At 70.5% G+C, this 15,886-nt stretch carries 12 protein-coding genes and 1 pseudogene; 4 read left to right on the forward strand and 9 right to left on the reverse strand.

Going from position 1 to position 15,886, the window contains the following annotated elements; translation table 11 throughout:
- Positions 1 to 435: pseudogene (locus ACWCSU_RS51220) on the reverse strand (transposase family protein); the annotation flags it as partial.
- A gap of 364 nt (positions 436 to 799) precedes the next feature.
- Here ACWCSU_RS51220 and ACWCSU_RS51225 point away from each other — a divergent pair.
- Entirely contained in the window at positions 800 to 976 is a 177-nt protein-coding gene (locus tag ACWCSU_RS51225; RefSeq protein WP_449944590.1) for an integrase core domain-containing protein, read from the forward strand.
- Positions 977 to 1,166: 190 nt separating this feature from the next.
- On the opposite strand, the gene ACWCSU_RS51230 is transcribed toward ACWCSU_RS51225, so the two are convergent.
- From ACWCSU_RS51230 to ACWCSU_RS51245, 4 genes are all read right to left on the reverse strand, one after another.
- The gene (locus ACWCSU_RS51230; RefSeq protein ID WP_449944593.1) at positions 1,167 to 1,862 is read right to left on the reverse strand and encodes a DUF998 domain-containing protein; all 696 of its coding nucleotides are present in this window, start codon (positions 1,860 to 1,862) and stop codon (positions 1,167 to 1,169) included.
- A 47-nt stretch (positions 1,863 to 1,909) separates the two neighbouring features.
- A complete protein-coding gene (locus tag ACWCSU_RS51235) occupies positions 1,910 to 2,572 on the reverse strand; it encodes an SRPBCC domain-containing protein (RefSeq protein ID WP_449944596.1) in 663 nt (220 codons plus the stop codon).
- 111 nt (positions 2,573 to 2,683) lie between these two features.
- Positions 2,684 to 2,905 carry a hypothetical protein gene (locus ACWCSU_RS51240; protein WP_449944598.1) on the reverse strand — a complete coding sequence of 74 codons (222 nt, stop codon included), beginning with the start codon at positions 2,903 to 2,905 and terminating at the stop codon, positions 2,684 to 2,686.
- Positions 2,906 to 3,246: 341 nt separating this feature from the next.
- Positions 3,247 to 4,077 (reverse strand): MBL fold metallo-hydrolase, encoded by an 831-nt coding sequence (locus ACWCSU_RS51245; protein WP_449944601.1) that lies wholly within the window; start codon positions 4,075 to 4,077, stop codon positions 3,247 to 3,249.
- Between the two features lie 86 nt (positions 4,078 to 4,163).
- On the opposite strand from ACWCSU_RS51245, the gene ACWCSU_RS51250 reads away from it, so the two are divergent.
- Together ACWCSU_RS51250 and ACWCSU_RS51255 are read left to right on the forward strand one after the other, a co-directional pair.
- Positions 4,164 to 4,679, forward strand: coding sequence for an ArsR/SmtB family transcription factor (locus ACWCSU_RS51250; RefSeq protein WP_449944603.1), 516 nt, complete (start codon positions 4,164 to 4,166; stop codon positions 4,677 to 4,679).
- Positions 4,676 to 7,024: an aminopeptidase gene (locus ACWCSU_RS51255; RefSeq protein ID WP_449944606.1), complete on the forward strand. Its 2,349-nt coding sequence runs from the start codon at positions 4,676 to 4,678 to the stop codon at positions 7,022 to 7,024. The genes ACWCSU_RS51250 and ACWCSU_RS51255 overlap by 4 nt, the downstream gene beginning before the upstream one ends.
- A gap of 314 nt (positions 7,025 to 7,338) precedes the next feature.
- Here ACWCSU_RS51255 and ACWCSU_RS51260 read toward each other — a convergent pair whose 3' ends face one another.
- From ACWCSU_RS51260 to ACWCSU_RS51275, 4 genes are all read right to left on the reverse strand, one after another.
- The gene (locus ACWCSU_RS51260; protein ID WP_449944651.1) at positions 7,339 to 8,187 is read right to left on the reverse strand and encodes an nSTAND1 domain-containing NTPase; all 849 of its coding nucleotides are present in this window, start codon (positions 8,185 to 8,187) and stop codon (positions 7,339 to 7,341) included.
- Positions 8,188 to 9,040: 853 nt separating this feature from the next.
- Entirely contained in the window at positions 9,041 to 9,799 is a 759-nt protein-coding gene (locus tag ACWCSU_RS51265; RefSeq protein WP_449944609.1) for a hypothetical protein, read from the reverse strand.
- Position 9,800: 1 nt separating this feature from the next.
- Positions 9,801 to 11,072: a hypothetical protein gene (locus ACWCSU_RS51270; RefSeq protein WP_449944611.1), complete on the reverse strand. Its 1,272-nt coding sequence runs from the start codon at positions 11,070 to 11,072 to the stop codon at positions 9,801 to 9,803.
- A 1-nt stretch (position 11,073) separates the two neighbouring features.
- Positions 11,074 to 11,391, reverse strand: a complete 318-nt coding sequence (locus ACWCSU_RS51275) for a hypothetical protein (protein ID WP_449944614.1) — start codon at positions 11,389 to 11,391, stop codon at positions 11,074 to 11,076.
- Between the two features lie 86 nt (positions 11,392 to 11,477).
- Here ACWCSU_RS51275 and ACWCSU_RS51280 point away from each other — a divergent pair, with 86 nt between their 5' ends.
- The gene (locus ACWCSU_RS51280) at positions 11,478 to 15,872 is read left to right on the forward strand and encodes an FtsK/SpoIIIE domain-containing protein (RefSeq protein WP_449944617.1); all 4,395 of its coding nucleotides are present in this window, start codon (positions 11,478 to 11,480) and stop codon (positions 15,870 to 15,872) included.
- The last annotated feature ends 14 nt before the right edge of the window (positions 15,873 to 15,886 follow it).

Here is a 15,886-nt window from a genome sequence, read left to right on the forward strand (position 1 = left end):
CGGTCCCCGGAGCCGGGCGTGGGAGCGGTTGGCCGCCTTCTGCGACAAGGGCTTGTTGCGGCCCTTGTACGGCGTGGCCACCGGGCCTTCGGCGCCTTGGTAACCCTTGTCGGCCAGGGTCAAGATGCCGGCCTGGGCCAGCGCGCGCAGGATGCCCCAGGTGCGGGCAGCGGTCAGGTCGTGGGTGCTGCCCGGCAGCGAGCCGGAGGTCCAGACGACGCTGCCGTCCGGAGAGGCGATGACCTGGACGTTCATCCCGTGCCTGCGGTGCTTGGCCGAGTAGTACGACCGGTCGGCGCGCACCCGGTCGGTGGGGATGAGCGTGCCGTCCAGCACCAGGTAGTGCAGACCTTCCCGTACGGTCTTGCGTAAGGCGGGGCCGAGCTTGGGACCGCGGGCGCGCAGCAGGGCTACGGTCTCCTCCACGTACCGCCAAGCGGGCCGCCGATTGGGAGGTGATCTCGACGTCTTTGGCGTCGAACCACTCGCCGTAGAGATCCTGGGAGCCCTGGCCGGGCTTGGTCGGCCAGGGCACCTGCAGGATAATGCGCTTGATTCGCGTTCTTCGGCCCCACCCGGCGCGGGAGTAGATGTTGATCGTGGCCACCGGAGCCACGAAGGTCCGGCTGTTCTTCTTGTTCCAGTCCCATCGCTGAGTAACCAGAACACTGCTGCGCAGGACGTAGCTCTGGCCGCACGGGTTGGCCGCCGTGGCGGATGCCCGGGCCGACGAAGCAGGAGAGGAGATGATGGCGATCAGGACACCGGCCGCCAAGGGTTCACCAGCGGCTTCGATGAGGTGTTCACAGGCGACGACATTCAGGCGCTGAAGATCCCGCCGCGCGCACCACGCACCAACGCGTTCGCCGAGCGATGGGTCCGCACCGCACGCACGGAGTGCACCAGCAGGCTGCTGATCTTGGGTGAGCGGCACCTCCGCACCCTGCTGGGCGAATATGCCGATCACCACAATTGAGACAGGCCCGCACCACTCTCTCGGCCTTCGAGCTCCCACCGATGATGACTCCGACGGGGTCGAGCAGGAGCTCCAGGACATTCCGGGGCGGACCACTGTCTTGCCATTCGAACTCGATCCGGTAGCCGTGGCGCTCGGGAGTGCTTGGCTGCGGATGGCTCAGGTGCGTGGTGACATGGTCGATGCCCGCTCAAACCACGGTCAGGGCGACGCCGCGATGACGTCGGGTCGAAGCCAGCCGGTACGCGGCCAGGAGCGACGCCCATGCCATGCTGAGCGCGATGGTGAGGGCGAAGGCGACATTGGCCACCCTGGAGCCCTGCGCCGCGAAGATCGAGATCCAGGCCGTCACGAAGAGCGCGCCGGTCACCAGGCTGAGGGCGGCCCAGCCGCGGCGGCTGGCCGCCGCGAACCGCCGGCCGAACGCGAAACACGCGGCGATCAGCGCGAGAAAGGCGATCCCGGAGACAAGGAGGTGCAGCATCGCCTGCGTGCTCATGCTTGTGGGCGGGCCGACGGGCGTCCCGGGCGGGAAGCCGTCGGCAGGGTCGGCGGAGAAGCAGGCAGCGGCGATCATCCCGGCGCCGAAGACGCCGACCAGTCGCGGCCCCCAGGCGCCGCCCCAGCCCGCCGGACCACGAGCCCGGTGCAGGCCGACCGCTCCGGCCACGAACAGCAGGCCGCTGACCGCGAAGTTGGCGATCTGAATCCACCCTTCGTCGCCGTTGCTCAGCATGCTGGCCGGGTACCGGCTGATGTCGAACCCGTCCCTGGTGAGCATCTGCAGCAGGACCACGATGATGTAGAGCGGGCCGGCGACGGTGCCGCACATCAGCAGCGTCCGCGTCGCCCTGCTGACCGCTGTGGTGGCGGGGTTGTCGATCATCCGGCCTGCTCCTCTCTTGAGAACGGGACGACTCACCGCGCGGCGGCTCATCTGTCGCCGTCCCTGCCGGTCTCGGGGGCGAAGTGCTGCGCGGCGAAGGCGACGGCCGCGGCGAAGTCGTCGTCGCCGGCGCCCCAAACGGCCTGGACCGTGGGTCCCCAGGCGTGGCAACTGGCGGTGACGAACTCCTTCCCCTCGGGCGTGTGGCCCCAGGTCGCGGGGTCGAACGTGACGCGGCGCAGGAACAGGTCGAGACCGAGCAGCGCGAGGTCCCAGCCGACTCCTATGCCGATCGTGGTACCGGGCCCGTACGTACGTGCCATCTCATCGACGATCTCGGCAGGTGCGGCGTGCTCCAGCTCCAGCACGGTCCCACCGCCGTCACCGCCGGGCGCCAGGCGCAATTCGACCTCGGTGAGCATGCCCTCCCCCAATACCCAGGTCACCTTGATCAGATGGGGCTTCTCGCAGCGCAGGATCTCCCCGCCGGCGTTGTCCTTGAGCTGGAACGTGCCGCCGAGCCGCAGGTCGCCGTCGATCAGGGTGAGCCATCGGCTGATCCGGTCGGGGTCGGTGCAGGCGCTCCACACGGCCTCGATCGTGGCGTCGTACGTGCGCCGCAGCAGCAGTGAGCGTCCCGCGCCGACGGCGACCGACTGGTTGCCGATCTCCCGCTGGGTGGCGTCTATTTGATTGACGATGTCGATCATTCGTCCTTCTTCTCGTCGTTCGAGCCTGGTCGGCGCTCGCGCCGGGCCGCGCGCGACTTCAGTGGCCCGCGCGTCCAGGTGCCGGCTCCAGAATTTGCGAAAGCGCTCCAACTAGATGCCGATGGCGCCGCCGACCACGTCGAGTGCGCGCAGGAGCCATAATTTCAGTCGCAACTTATATAAGTCAATCCTGATGTAGTTGCGATCGGTCAGGATGTCGTCCGTGGAGTGGTGTAACCAGGCGATCGACTTCTGTGATGCTGCTTGTGTGGTGAGTTCGACTGCGTCGCGTGAGGCGGGCTGGTCGACTCTGCACCTGCCGGAAAATCTCATCAATGCAGTTCAAGCGGCATGCGGATCTTTGTAGATGACGCCGTCGAGCCGGCCTGTCGGCGTATGTTCAGGCTGGTGGTTCGCTCAGGGTGGATGATCGGGTCCACGAGGGGACGCAGCGGGGCTGCTTGGTTCAGGACGGTGGGCGCGGTGCTGGTTGTGAAAGTGTTCGTGCTCGCGTAGGCGTTCCTGGCCGACAATGTCGTCCACGCAGGTCATCCGGATCGCCCTGCTGATCACAACGTGCGCCGGCTTGGCTTGACGAAGATCAGATGGCAACCGCAACGCCATGAACAGCGATCATGCCCGCCAGGACAGGAACGCCGAACCCCAGGTCAACCTCAACGGCCGGGTTTCGGGCTCCCACAGGGTGGAGTTCTGTCCAAGCCTGCGTCCGGTGAACGTTCTTCGATCCCTGCGACCTTGGCGCACGAGAGGTCGACGGTGAGCCCGGACGTGGCGATGCCGATCTCACCGTCGTATTCGGCCCGGGCGGCGGCTCGCGCGGCCGAGGTGTCCGCGCCTGGCTGCAGGTGCGTCAGCAGCAGGTGCCGGACATGGGCTTCCAGCGCTTGCCGGCCTGCCTGACGGGCGCTGGACAGGTGACGCCGGGCATCCTCCGGGACCTGGTTCACATAGGTGGCCTCGGCGAGTAGCAGGTCAGCGTCACGCGCCAGTTCCACCCTGTCGGGGCTCGGGCCGCTGTCGCCGGTATACGCGAGCACCCGTCCGCCCGCTGCCAGCCGTATGCCGGCATTGGGTACCGAGTGCGGCAGCAGGCGAGTCTGTGCGCGGAACGGACCGATGTCGAATCTGCTGCCGTCGGTGAACTCGTGCAGGACGTAGGCGTCGGTCAGCACTCCTGGGCGGTCCAGCGCGAGCACCGCGTCCAGGGCGCCGGGCAGCGAGTACACCGGCAACGGCGCCGGTGGGTCATCACGCATTGTTCGCGCCCGGAGCAGCGGGTTCAGGTCGGCGCAGTGGTCGGGATGTCCGTGACTGATGAACACCGCATCGATCTGATCGGCGTCGACCCGTTCCAGCAGTCGCGGCACCGTCCCAGATCCGAGGTCGACGAGCAGCCTGAACCCGTCGTGCTCCACGAGGTAACCACTGCAGGCCTGGCCCGCCGCCGGCCACGCACCGCATCCGCCAAGGATCGTCAGCAGCATCGGTGAACCCTAACGGATGTCGCTCGTTCTGGCAGACCGGCAAGCCACCTCTTCCCAAGAGCTGTTGGGAAAATTAGTATCCCAAGGTGCCTTTGGAAAATCGGGATGACCTTGTCCCCCTGCGCGCCCTGGCCAACCCGCTGCGTATCCGCATCGTGTCGCTGCTCACCGGCGCGTCGATGTCGGCCACCGAGGTCGCCGACGAACTCGGCATCGCGCACGCCTCGGCCAGCTACCACCTGCGCCAGTTGGCCAAAGCGGGCTTCCTCCAGCAGACGGACGAGCGTCCGCGGGCAGGCAAGGGCCGCCCGCAGCTGCGCTACCGGTACGACCCATCCAGCGGCGAGCGCCTCGACCGGTCCGAGGGACGGCAACTCCTCCACCAGGCGATGAGCACCGACCTGGCCAGGCGTCTGGCTGAGGCCGATCGCCGGCGCACGTCCATGGACGCCGAGGTGTGGCTGGCCAGGCCCGTCTGGGAGGAGATCGTCGGCCTGATCGACCAGGCCGTGGCGCTCCTGCACGACAAAGCCGGACCGCCGCACGACGGCGTCAAGGTCAGCATGACCGCGATCCTGCTCGAATTACGTGACGAACGATGATCGGCCGCCTGCTCGGCTGCACGGCCGGCGCGTTCCTGTCGATCGGACTGCTCGTCCCGGCGGTTCCGCGGTACCTCACTGGCCCGCTGGGCCAGCAGGCGGGCATGGTGGGCGTCTCGCTGGCCGTCACCGCGGCGGCCGGGGTGCTCGCCCGCCCGATGGCCGGACGGGTGGCCGACAGGGCCGGACGCCGCACGGCCCTGTGCGCGGGCGCGCTGCTGCTGTCCGGCACGTCCCTCGCGCTGCTCGCCGTCGGACAGTTGCCGCTCTTCTTCGTCCTGCGCGGCGTCGCCGGCGTCGGTGAGGCGCTCGCCTACGTGGGCCTCGCCACTCTGGCCAGCGACCACCGGCGGCCCGGCGCGGCGATCAACCACTTCTCCGTCGTCGTCAACGCCGGCCTGCTCACGGGGCCTGTCATCGCCGAGACACTGTACGCCGCGTCCGGGTTCGCCGCCGTCTGGATCACCGCCGCGGCCGTGGCGCTGGGGTCGGCTGGGCTCGGCTTCACCCTGCCGAAGACCATGAGCCCTGACACGGAGAGGACCGGCCCGGATCCGGGAACCGGGCGGGCCCGGCTGTATCACGCGTCCGCTCTACGACCCGGCTTCGGCTACCTGGCCTCCGTGTGGGGCTACACCGCCATCAGCGCCTTCCTGCCGCTGCACCTCGCCGCGCTCGGCGGCGGCTCCGGCGGCCTCCATTTCCTGGTCTACGGCGGCGTCCTCGTCGCCGTCCGACTGGCCGGACATCGCCTGCTCGCCACGGCCGCCCCGACGCGCCTGGCCGTCGCCTCCCTCCTGCTGACCGGGACGGGATCGATCCTGCTTGCCGCCTGGCCCTCGCCGGTCGGGACATGGTGCGCGATCGCGCTGATCGGCGCCGGGCAGGGCCTCGGGCTGCCCGCCTTCCTCAGGATGGCGGTGCACGGCCTGCCCGCCGGCGAGCGCGGATCCGCCGTCGCCACCACGACGGCCTTCTTCGACGTCGGATTCCTCAGCGCTGCCCTGTCCCTCGGCGTCCTCGCCGACCGGTTCGGCCTGGCCGGCGGCTTCGCCCTCGTGGGCGCCGTGTCCGCCGCCGGAGTGCTGCTGTTCCTGCCCATGCGCCACCACGAACAGAAGGAGCCCCCCTTGACCATTCCCCCCGCTGACCTGTCCGGCTATGCCGACGTCGTGTTCGACGTGGCCGTGCCCCTGCTGGCGGACGACCGGGTGCTGATCAACGCCGAGATCGAGCACGCCCCGCTCGCCCGCGCCCTGGCCGAGGCCGCCTACGCCAGAGGCGCCCGCTACGCCGACATCTGGTACTTCGATCCGCACGCCAAACGATCCCGACTCCGGCACGCCAACACCGCGAGCCTGGCCGAGGTGCCCTCGTGGCTCGACGCCCGCAACGACGAACTGGGGCGGAACGGCGGCATCATCGTCAACGTCCGCGGCGCCTCTGCCCCCGACCTCCTGGCCGGGCTGGATCCGATCCGCGTCGGACTGGACCGCATGCCGTCGCTGACCTCACGGCAGCGGCTCCAGCTCAACAACCTGGTCCGCTGGACGATCGTCCCCTACCCCACCCCCGAGTGGGCCCGTGCCGTCTTCGGCGAACCCGACCAGGCCACGCTGTGGCGGCACCTGCGCCGCATCCTCCGTCTGGACGAGCCCGATCCGCGCGAGGCGTGGCGGCAGCGCATCGCCGAACTGCTCGATCGCGCTCGACGGCTCACCGAGATGCGCCTGGACGCCGTGCGGTTCGAGGGCCCCGGCACCGACCTGACCATCGGACTGCTCCCGGACGCCCACTGGACCGCCGCCCGCCTGGAGGACGTCAATGGCCGCCCGTTCCAGGCCAACCTGCCGACCGAGGAAGTATTCACCACCCCTGACTACCGGCGCGTCACCGGTACGGTCCGCGCCACCCGGCCGCTGTCCCTCGACGGCACCCTCATCCGCGACCTGGAGCTGACCTTCGCCGATGGCGTCGTGACCGACGTGAGAGCGAGCACCGGAGCCGACGTCGTCCGCGCGCACCAGGCCACCGACGCGGGAGCGGCCCGGCTGGGCGAGCTCGCTCTGGTCGACCGTTCCTCGCGGGTGGGCGAAAGCGGCATCACCTACCTGGAGACCCTTCTGGACGAGAACGCCACCTGCCACCTGGCCTGGGGCGCCGGGCTGCCTCCGGGCGTGCCCGCCCACCTGCGCACGGACGACCCCGCACGGCTGGACGCGGCAGGCGTGAACACCTCGCGCGTGCACGTCGACTTCATGGTGGGCGGCCCGGACGTCACCGTCACCGGGCTGGGGCCCGGCGGGAAGGTGGTGCTCCTGCGCGACGACACCTGGGAGTTCTGACGCCCTGCCAGAGTGAGAAGGGTCGACTTAAGGGCCGTTGGGTGGCCGGAGGAAGTCTCCCCCGGCTCCCACAGACCCGGACGTAATCCTCTTGGCCGATCCGGCTCCCGTCATCCGGCACGCCGTCCTCGCTCGCTGCTGGACTCCCGTCTCCAGTCAGCCAGTGGCCTCAGTTGCGAAGTCTTGATCTCGGCTAGGGTCCGGCATGCCTGGGCGAGTGCCCGGCGGCTTTCCCATGAACAAGGCCGGTAGTTTCTCGCGGTAGCCCGACAGGCAGCCCTCGTCACGACGACGTTGGAGCACGTCCAGCGCTCCTACGCCGACCGCATGCGCCCCATGCTCGGCCTTGGCCGGCCCGACCCCATTTCTACGAGGTCGTCCACACCCGGAACGGAGCCTGCGAAGGTTCCTCGACCTGCTGGGTGACCCCCTATGAGGTCGTCCCACCCGCGTGCGGAGGACGATGGTGTAGTCGCGGGTGGCGTGCATCGAACCAGCGCAACCTGCCATCGCGCCCGGCTCTTGAGCCGGGCGCGGGAGCGATCGACCACTCCTGGGTCGTTGCCGGCCAGTTCCAGCGTGAGGTTGGCAAGTGCCCGTAACAGGCTCTGTGAACTCGGCCGTGCCGTCCGCGTTGTCGTCCACAACGTCGCTGTCCATGGACACCGGCCGGTCCTTGACGAACTGGTCGAGGACCTGGCGGGCCGCGTCAGCATCCGCCGGGCGCGGTCGGCCGGTCCCACTCTGCCGGGACCGGCATCGGCGGTGTGGGCCAGCGACCGGCTGACCCCGCCGGTCGCCTGATGGCTGGCCAAGGTCAGCTGCTGCCCCGCGCGGTGCTTCCAGGTGGTGAGCAGGGTGTGCGACATCAACGGCAGGACACCGCCGGGGTCGCTGAGACCGTGGGGAAGACGCCGTCCTCGGCACAGGTCGCTCCCCAGTCCTCCAGAATGCGCTCCGCCAGCCCCGCCTCGAGTGTGAGCTGCGCGAGCGTGGGCCGATTTCTCGACGGCTTGGCGCAGTTGCGCCGCGGTCATCGGCCCGACCACGAGCGGGCGGGCCAGGGCCGGTGCCAGCTCGGGTAGGCGGCGTAGTGGCCGAAGAAGTCGGTGCGCATCCCGATGACCGCCAGAGCCTTTGAGCGCGGAGGATCGGAACTCGATCTGCCGCGGTCTCGAGGGTGGAGCGCCTCACTACGTTCGATCGCCGTGTCGATCGGCCGCCCGGTATCCACGGTGAGCCGGGAGGCCGCTCGCAACGGCGGCCGACTGAAGTACCGTGCGGTCCCCGAGCAACGTGCTCAATGACACGGAGTTCGTATGATCACGGCAGCGCTCACCGCAGCTGTGGCGGTCTCGTTGGCGCCGGGCGTAGCGGGCATCTCGGCGGCAAAGTGGCGTGCCAGGTCGCGGGGCGCTACTACAAGGCCGTCCGCTACGCGAAGGACTACAAGTGTAAGAAGATCCTGGTGGGGCCGGTCCACCGCCTCTACATTCTGAGGTGAGTTCGGCGTGGCGGGCCTTCTGACCGGAGGCCCGCCAGCATATGAGCCGACCGCCCGACAAGGTGGCAGGCCGAGCAGGGCATCAGCGGGAGGACGCTCGCCACGGGCTCGGGCGTCGTGCAGCTGCTACATGTGGATGGCGAGGTCCACGGTCTGGCGCGGTTCAAGAACGCCGACCTCACCGCCCCCAGATGACCAGCATGGGTGTCAGCGACATCATCTCCGCCGCACGGTTCGGCCAGCCAGTATGGATCTTGCCATCCGGTACATGGGCGGTCCCGACCGATCAGAACCTAAATTCCGTCCGATCCCCAAGCCCGTATCGCCGCAGGTCAACAAATTGCCTCACCTGCTCTGACCTGGCATGTGTCCCTCGGACAGCGGCGGCGGTCGTCACCGCGTCGAGTCCCGCGCTGACGAGCACGGCGTCGCGCGTCGCCAGTTGTTCTGTCCAGTGAGGTCGGGTACGCGGCCGGCGGGTGGCAGGCCGTTCAGGGTGGGGCCGTGGGAGCTCAGACAGACGGGCGGAGCAGGTCGAGGAGGTGTTCGCGGAGCTCGCGCGGCCCGAGATCGGTCAGGACGAGCACGCCGTCCTCGCCGTCCGCCTCAGGTTCGGCCAGCACCACGCGGCCCTGTGGCGCGTAGATCGTCCAGCGTGTCTCCTCGACTTCGTCGGCCGGGCCGAGGCGGTGGTGGCTGATCTGGGTGATCGCCAGGGCCTCGGCGAAGATGTCCTGGCCCACGCCGCGCGCGATGTCGGTGAGTGCGACCCGCCGCAGCCCGTTCCCCTGCCGCTGCCCGGCTCCCGCGTGCGGGTCGCAGAACTCGGCGAACCGTTCGGCCAGCCGCTCGATCGGCCCGATGGCCAGGCCGTGCAGGCCGCTCTCGTTGACGTTCTCCTCCACGGCCACGGGCCCGGGGCCGACGTAGAAGACGCGGGCCTGCCTGCTGTCGGCGAGGATCCGCTCGGCCATCACGACGTGCCGGGGCGTACGGCGGGCGGCGAGCAGGTCCTGCAGGTCCTCGGAGAGCAGCAGTGCGACGTCGTCGTCGCCCTCGCCGGTCGGCTCCGGGCGGGCGATGCCGCGCGCGACCAGGCTGCGCAGGGCCACCATGCAGGCGGTGTCCCTGGCTGCCGGGTCCTGGGAGTCGTACCAGGGGCGGGGGGCGAGCTGGTCGGCGTCGGGGCCGTCGAGCACGGTGAGCTCTTCGTCGGTGAGAGCGATGACGGGCACGTACGCGGTCCGCGCGCGTTCGAGCAGGGATTCCATGTCACCTCGCAGGATGGGTCAAGGACCAGGTGAGCTTCCGCCAGCCGTCGGCGGCCTTGTCGGTCGTGTGCTTCTTCAGCCAGTTGCCGACGCCCCTGGCCTGCTTGTTCTCCTTGCCCTTCTCGACCCCCCACTTGCCGAACGTCCAGCCCGCCGAGATGGTCCCGAGGGCGAGGCCGGTGATGACGACCGCCTCCGTCGCGCCGGTGAACGAGCCGATGACGCCGCCGAACAGGACCAGCAGGCCGCCCGCGATCCCCGAGCCGCCGGCGACGTAGTTGCCGGTCCGGACCCAGCCCGTGTCCTGATTGTTGAGGATGTCGTCGACCCCGGCGATGATGCCCAGGACCGCGGAGCCCTTGGCCAGGCCCTTGGCCACCTTGGCGTACCTGCCCGCGGCCAGGCCCTCACCCAGGTCGGCCGCGAGCTGGGGCCGCGCCTCGGCCATGATGCGCTCGGCCGTCTCCACCCGCTGGTTCGCGGCCGCGATCTTTCCGGCCAGCTCGCGGGCCCTGGCCCCCAGCTCGCCGCGCGGTGTGCCGCCCTCCCTCCAGAGCTGGGTGATCAGCGCCTTCTCGAGCTCGGCCCTGGAGAGCTTGCGCTTGGCCATCTTGCCGAGCACGCCCTGCTTCAGGTACTGGAACACGGTGGCGGCCTTGGTGCCCCCGTCCAGGAGCCCGAGGAAGGCGAGCACGGGGTCCGTGGCGCCCTTGAAGGCCGCGTAACCCTTGTACTGCGCCGAGTGCCGGAAACGGTCCAGCAGGCCCTTCGGGTCGGGGTCCGCCTTCTTCTCCAGCTTCAGCTGGGCCAGCGCATAGAGGGGTGCGGTGGCCTTGTCGCCGTCCCGCAGAAGGTCGCCCTTGTTCCCTTCTGCCATTTGCGGCCAAAAGGTAAATAATCGGCCTCTCAGGTACGATTGCCGCTCTGCGGACAAGCCGGGCTTGGCGAGCTCCCTCTCGTCGTCCTCGTATCCCCGGATGATCCAGTCGCGCATTTCCTTCTGCGCCTTCTCCAGGGCCGCGGCGTACCTCTTCACCCCCTGGCTGACCGCTTTGAGGGCGTTTCCTTCGACTTCCAGCGCGGTGAAGGTGCCGCCGGCGCTGACGGCGAACATGGCGGCGTGGATGCCGGTCCAGCCGTTGAGCGCGGTGACCGCGTGGGCCTCGACCTGCCTGGAGGCCCGGAGCAGGTCCTCGGCGGCGCGGCCGAGGCGGGCGGCCTCGCGGCGGAGCGCTCCAGGGTCGCCTTTCGGGACCTTGAAAGGGGCGGTCACCTCATTCGCCTCCCGTCGTCTTGCGCAGATTCGCCGACATGGCCCGCAGCGCCTGGCCGAGGTAATTCACGTCCGCCGTCAGGTGCCCGGCCGTGCGCCGGAAACCGGCGGTGGCGTCACTGGCGGCCGGAGGGACGCTGTTCTCCGAAGCCGCCGCGACTCCGCGCAAAGCACTTGTCACCTCGGTCATCAACCCCGTGAGGCTCGAGTGAACGCCGGCCATCCCTTGGGCGCCCGCGTCCATGTTGTCCGGTTTTCCGCCTAGAAAACCCATGCGCAGCAGCCTTTCCGAATGATCATTCTCACCCCGGAGCGTCATGATAGCTGAATGATCATGACAAATCTGGAGAAAGGCGGTCGCTATGCTGCCTGCGTGGCGAAAGCGAACAATGGGCGGTGTTCCTGATGCGCCTCTCCCTCAGCGCGCTGACCGGCCGGGGGCTGCGCGACGTCGTGATCAGCGGCGACGAGAGCGCCACCGTGGGTCACCTCGTCCACGCCTTCCAGAAGCACCTCCAGGTTCCGGCGCAGGGCCTCTGGGCGGACGGCGTGCCGCTGCACCCGGACGCGCCCGTGGCCGCGGCGCTGCGGGACGGCGACGTCGTGGCCTTCAGCGCCACGGCGGCCACCGCCACCAGGAAGGGCGACCAGCCCGCCGGCGTGGCCGAGGTGCGGGTCAGCGGCGGCCCGTCCGCGGGCGGCGTGCATCGCCTGGGCTACGGGACGGCCACCGTCGGATCGGGCCGGTGGTGCACGATCACGGTCGACGACCCCGCCGCACCCGACTGCGTCGCCGACTTACGGGTGGAGGCGGGCGGCGTCATGGTGGCGCCCATGGCCGACGGCGTCACGCTGGACGGCGAGCGGCTCTACGAGCCGGTCCCGTGGCCGGTCGGCGGGGTGCTCAAGGCCGGCATGACCCTCCTCACGCTGGCCGCGCCCACTCCCCCGGACGCGCACGTGAGCGTCATGCCGGAGGGCAACCTGGCCTACAACCGCCCGCCGCGCCTCAACAAGCCGGCCGTCGTGCACACCGTCGAGGTGCCCGGCCATCCGGCACGCCAGGACTACCACCGCCTCCAACTGCTGGCGAGCGTGATCTTCGGGGCGGGCGGCGTCGTCATGGCCGTCGCCCTGTCCACCCCCTGGTTCCTGCTCATGGCGCTTCTGACGCCGATCACCATGGTCGCGCAGTGGTGGAGCGACCGACGGTACGGGCGCAGACAGTACCGCCAGGCCATGAAGGACTACCAGGCCCGCATGACGGCCTTCGAGCAGCGACTTGAGGAGCTGCGCAGGGCCGACCAGCGGGATCGCCGGGCCGAGTTCCCCGACCCCGCCGAGGTGTTCCTGAACGCCGTCGGCCCACGGCAGCGCCTCTGGGAGCGCCGCCTGCACGATCCGGACACCCTGCATCTGCGGGTCGGGCTGGCCGACCTGCCGTCCAAGATCGAGCTTGTCCCGGAGCAGGGCGTCATGTCCGCGACGAAGGAGCAGCCGCCGGTTCCGGTGTCACACGCGGTGCCCGTGGTGCTGCCGCTCCCCCAGGCCGGGGTCATCGGCCTCACCGGGTGGCCGGCCGCCTCCCGATCGCTGGCCCGCTGGCTGGTCGCGCAGGCGGCGGCCCTGCACAGCCCGCGCGACCTGGCGGTCGTCGTGCTCAGCGCCGACCCGCAGGGAGTGGCGAACTGGGACTGGGTCCGGTGGCTGCCGCACTGCGTGCCCCGGGAGGGCGAGGAGTGCGTGGCCCTGGTCGGCAACGACCCCGACTCGGCCGCACGGCGCATCGGCGAGCTGATCGGTAAGATCAACGCGCGCAGGGAACGCCACCGGTCGCCCGACGCCGGTGCGCTCTTCTCCTTCGGGCAGGGACCGTCCGGCGGGTACGCCAGCGCGCAGCCGTACAACGTGCTGGTGGTGCTGGACGGCGCCCGCGCGCTGCGCGGGCTGCCCGGAGTCCCGCAGATCCTGCAGCTCGGGCCGACGGTGGGGATCTATGCCCTGTGCGTGGACGACGATCAGCGGCTGCTGCCGGAGGAGTGCACGGTCGTGGCCGTCTGCGAGCACGAGCGCCCCGGCCTGGTACGGCTGCGCGGCGGCGCCCAGCACGACGTGCCGCCCGAGGCCGTCGGCGACCAGGTCAGCGTGGAGTGGTGCGACCGGCTGGCCCGGGCGATCGCGCCCCTGCGGGACATCGGCCGCGAGGACGCCGACTCGGTCATCCCGTCCTCGGCCCGGCTGCTGGACCTGCTCGGCCTGCCCAGCCCCCGCCCCGAGCAGATCCACACCCTGTGGGAAAGGGGCCGGACGACGCGGGTGCCGATCGGCGTGGGCGCGGAGGGAATCCACAGCGTGGACCTGCGCCTCGACGGCCCCCACGGGCTGATCGCCGGAACGACGGGCGCCGGCAAGTCGGAGCTGCTGCAGTCGCTGATCGCCTCGCTCGCGGTGCACAACCGGCCCGACGAGATGAACTTCGTGCTCATCGACTACAAGGGCGGCAGCGCGTTCAAGGACTGTGCCAAGCTGCCGCACACCGTCGGCATGGTCTCCGACCTGGACGGCCACCTCACCGAGCGGGCGCTGGAGTCCCTGGCCGCCGAGCTCAGGCGGCGCGAGCACCTGCTGCTCAGGGGGGACGCCAAGGACATCGAGGACTACAACGACTACCGCGATGCGGGCCGGCCGCTGGAGCCGATGCCCCGGCTCCTCCTGGTCATCGACGAGTTCGCGGCGATGGTGACCGAGCTGCCGGACTTCATCCTCGGCCTGGTGGACATCGCCCGCCGTGGCCGGTCGCTCGGCGTCCATCTGATCCTGGCCACGCAGCGCCCCGGCGGCGTGGTCACGCCCGACATCGCGGCCAACACCAACCTGCGGATCGCGCTGCGCGTGACGAGCAACGAGGAGTCCATGGACGTCATCGACTCCCGCAACGCCGCCGCGATCTCGAAGACCACTCCGGGACGGTGTTTCATCAGGTCAGGAGCCTCCTCACTGCACGCGGTACAGTCGGCCCGGATCGGCGGGAGGCGTCCGGGCCAGGGCCGGGCGGCGGCGCGGGAGGTGCGCGTCCAACCGGTCGCCTGGCAGGACCTCGGCATCACTCCGCCCGCGGCCCCTGCGGGCGGCGACGAGGACGACGCCACCATGCTGACCGACCTGTCCGTGCTGGTGGAGGCGGTGGGCGCGGCGGCCACGCAGCTCGGGCTCGAACGGACGCGCAGCCCGTGGCTGCCTCCGCTGCCCGAGCTCGTCACCATGTCCGAGCTGCCGCCCTCCGACGGGCGGGCGCTGCGGCTGCCGTTCGCCCTGGCCGACCTGCCGTCCCAGCAGTCGCGGCGGACCGAGTACTACGACCTCGCCACGGCCGGGCACCTGCTCGTGGTGGGCGGCGGGCGTACCGGGCGCTCGACCGTGCTGCGCGCGATCGCCGCGTCGGCCGGCCTCCTGTGCGGCCCGGCCGACGTGCACCTGTACGGCGTGGACTGCGGCAACAACGCCCTGCTGCCCCTGGCCGGGATGCCGCACTGCGGCGCGGTCGTCGGCCGCGACTCACCCGACCGGCTGGGACGGCTGACCAAACGCCTCCTGGAGACGATCGTCGAGCGCCAGCAGGCGCTGTCCGCGCAGGGCTTCGCCGACGTCACCGAGCAGCGGGCCGCGGTGCGGCCGGAGGAGCGGCTGCCCTACGTCCTCGTGCTCTTCGACCGCTGGGAGGGCTTCCACGCGGCCTTCGAGTCCGTCGACCACGGCGTGCTGATCGACCAGTGGATGCAGATCTTCCAGGAGGGACCGGGCGCCGGGGTGAAGGTGGTGCTGACGGGTGACCGCAGCACACTGGTCGGGCGGATCGCCACGCTCTTCGACGACCGGCTGGTGCTCAGGCTCACCGACCCCACCGACTACACCTACGTCGGGATGAAGACCAGGGACGTTCCCGAGCACATGCCCGCCGGCCGCGCCTTCCGCGCGACGTCCGAGCTGCGGGAGGTGCAGGTCGCGCTCCTCGACCGCGATCCGGCCGGCACGGCGCAGGTCGCGGCCCTGCACCAGGTGGCGCGTACCGCGAAAGGCCGGCACGGGAGCCTGCCGCCGGGGCGGCGGCCGTTCCGCGTGGACGCGCTGCCGTCCGGCATCACGCTGGCCGAGACGCTCGCGCCGGCCGGTCAGGAGCCGCCGCCGGACGCGGTCGTGGTCGGGGTGGGCGGCGACACGCTGGGCGCGCGGTTCTTCCGTACCGGCGAGGACGGCCCGGCGCTGGTGGTCGCCGGGACACCGAAGTCGGGCCGGAGCACGGCCCTGTGCACGATGTTGACGTGCCTGCTGAACAGGGGCTGGCAGGCGGTGCTCGTCACCCCGCGGCTCAGCCCTCTGCGCGAGTTCGGCGACCGTCCGGGCGTCCGGGCCTGCTTCGGCGGCGATGCCGACGCCGAGCGGGTACGCGAGGCCGTCGCCGCCCCGGGCCGCTGCGCGCTGCTGATCGACGACCTGGAGCTGCTGGGGAACTCCGGCCCGCTCGCGGACTGGATCACCGATCACGTCGGCGAGTCGCGGGACAGCGGGAACCTCGTGATCGGCGCCGGGAACGTCGACGACCTGGACAGCATGTACTCGGGCCCCGTCGTGGCCATGAAGCGGACCCGGTCGGGACTCCTGTTGCGGCCCGACCAGCCAGGCCAGGGCGACCTGTTCGGCGTCCAGCTCCCGCGCAGCGTCGCCACCGGGATCGGGCCGCCCGGCCGGGCTCTGCTGTTCAGGGGCGGCACGTGGGAACGTGTGCAGGTGGCCGTTCCCTGAGGAGCGAGGAGCGG

The organism is Nonomuraea sp. NPDC001699, from assembly GCF_053596455.1.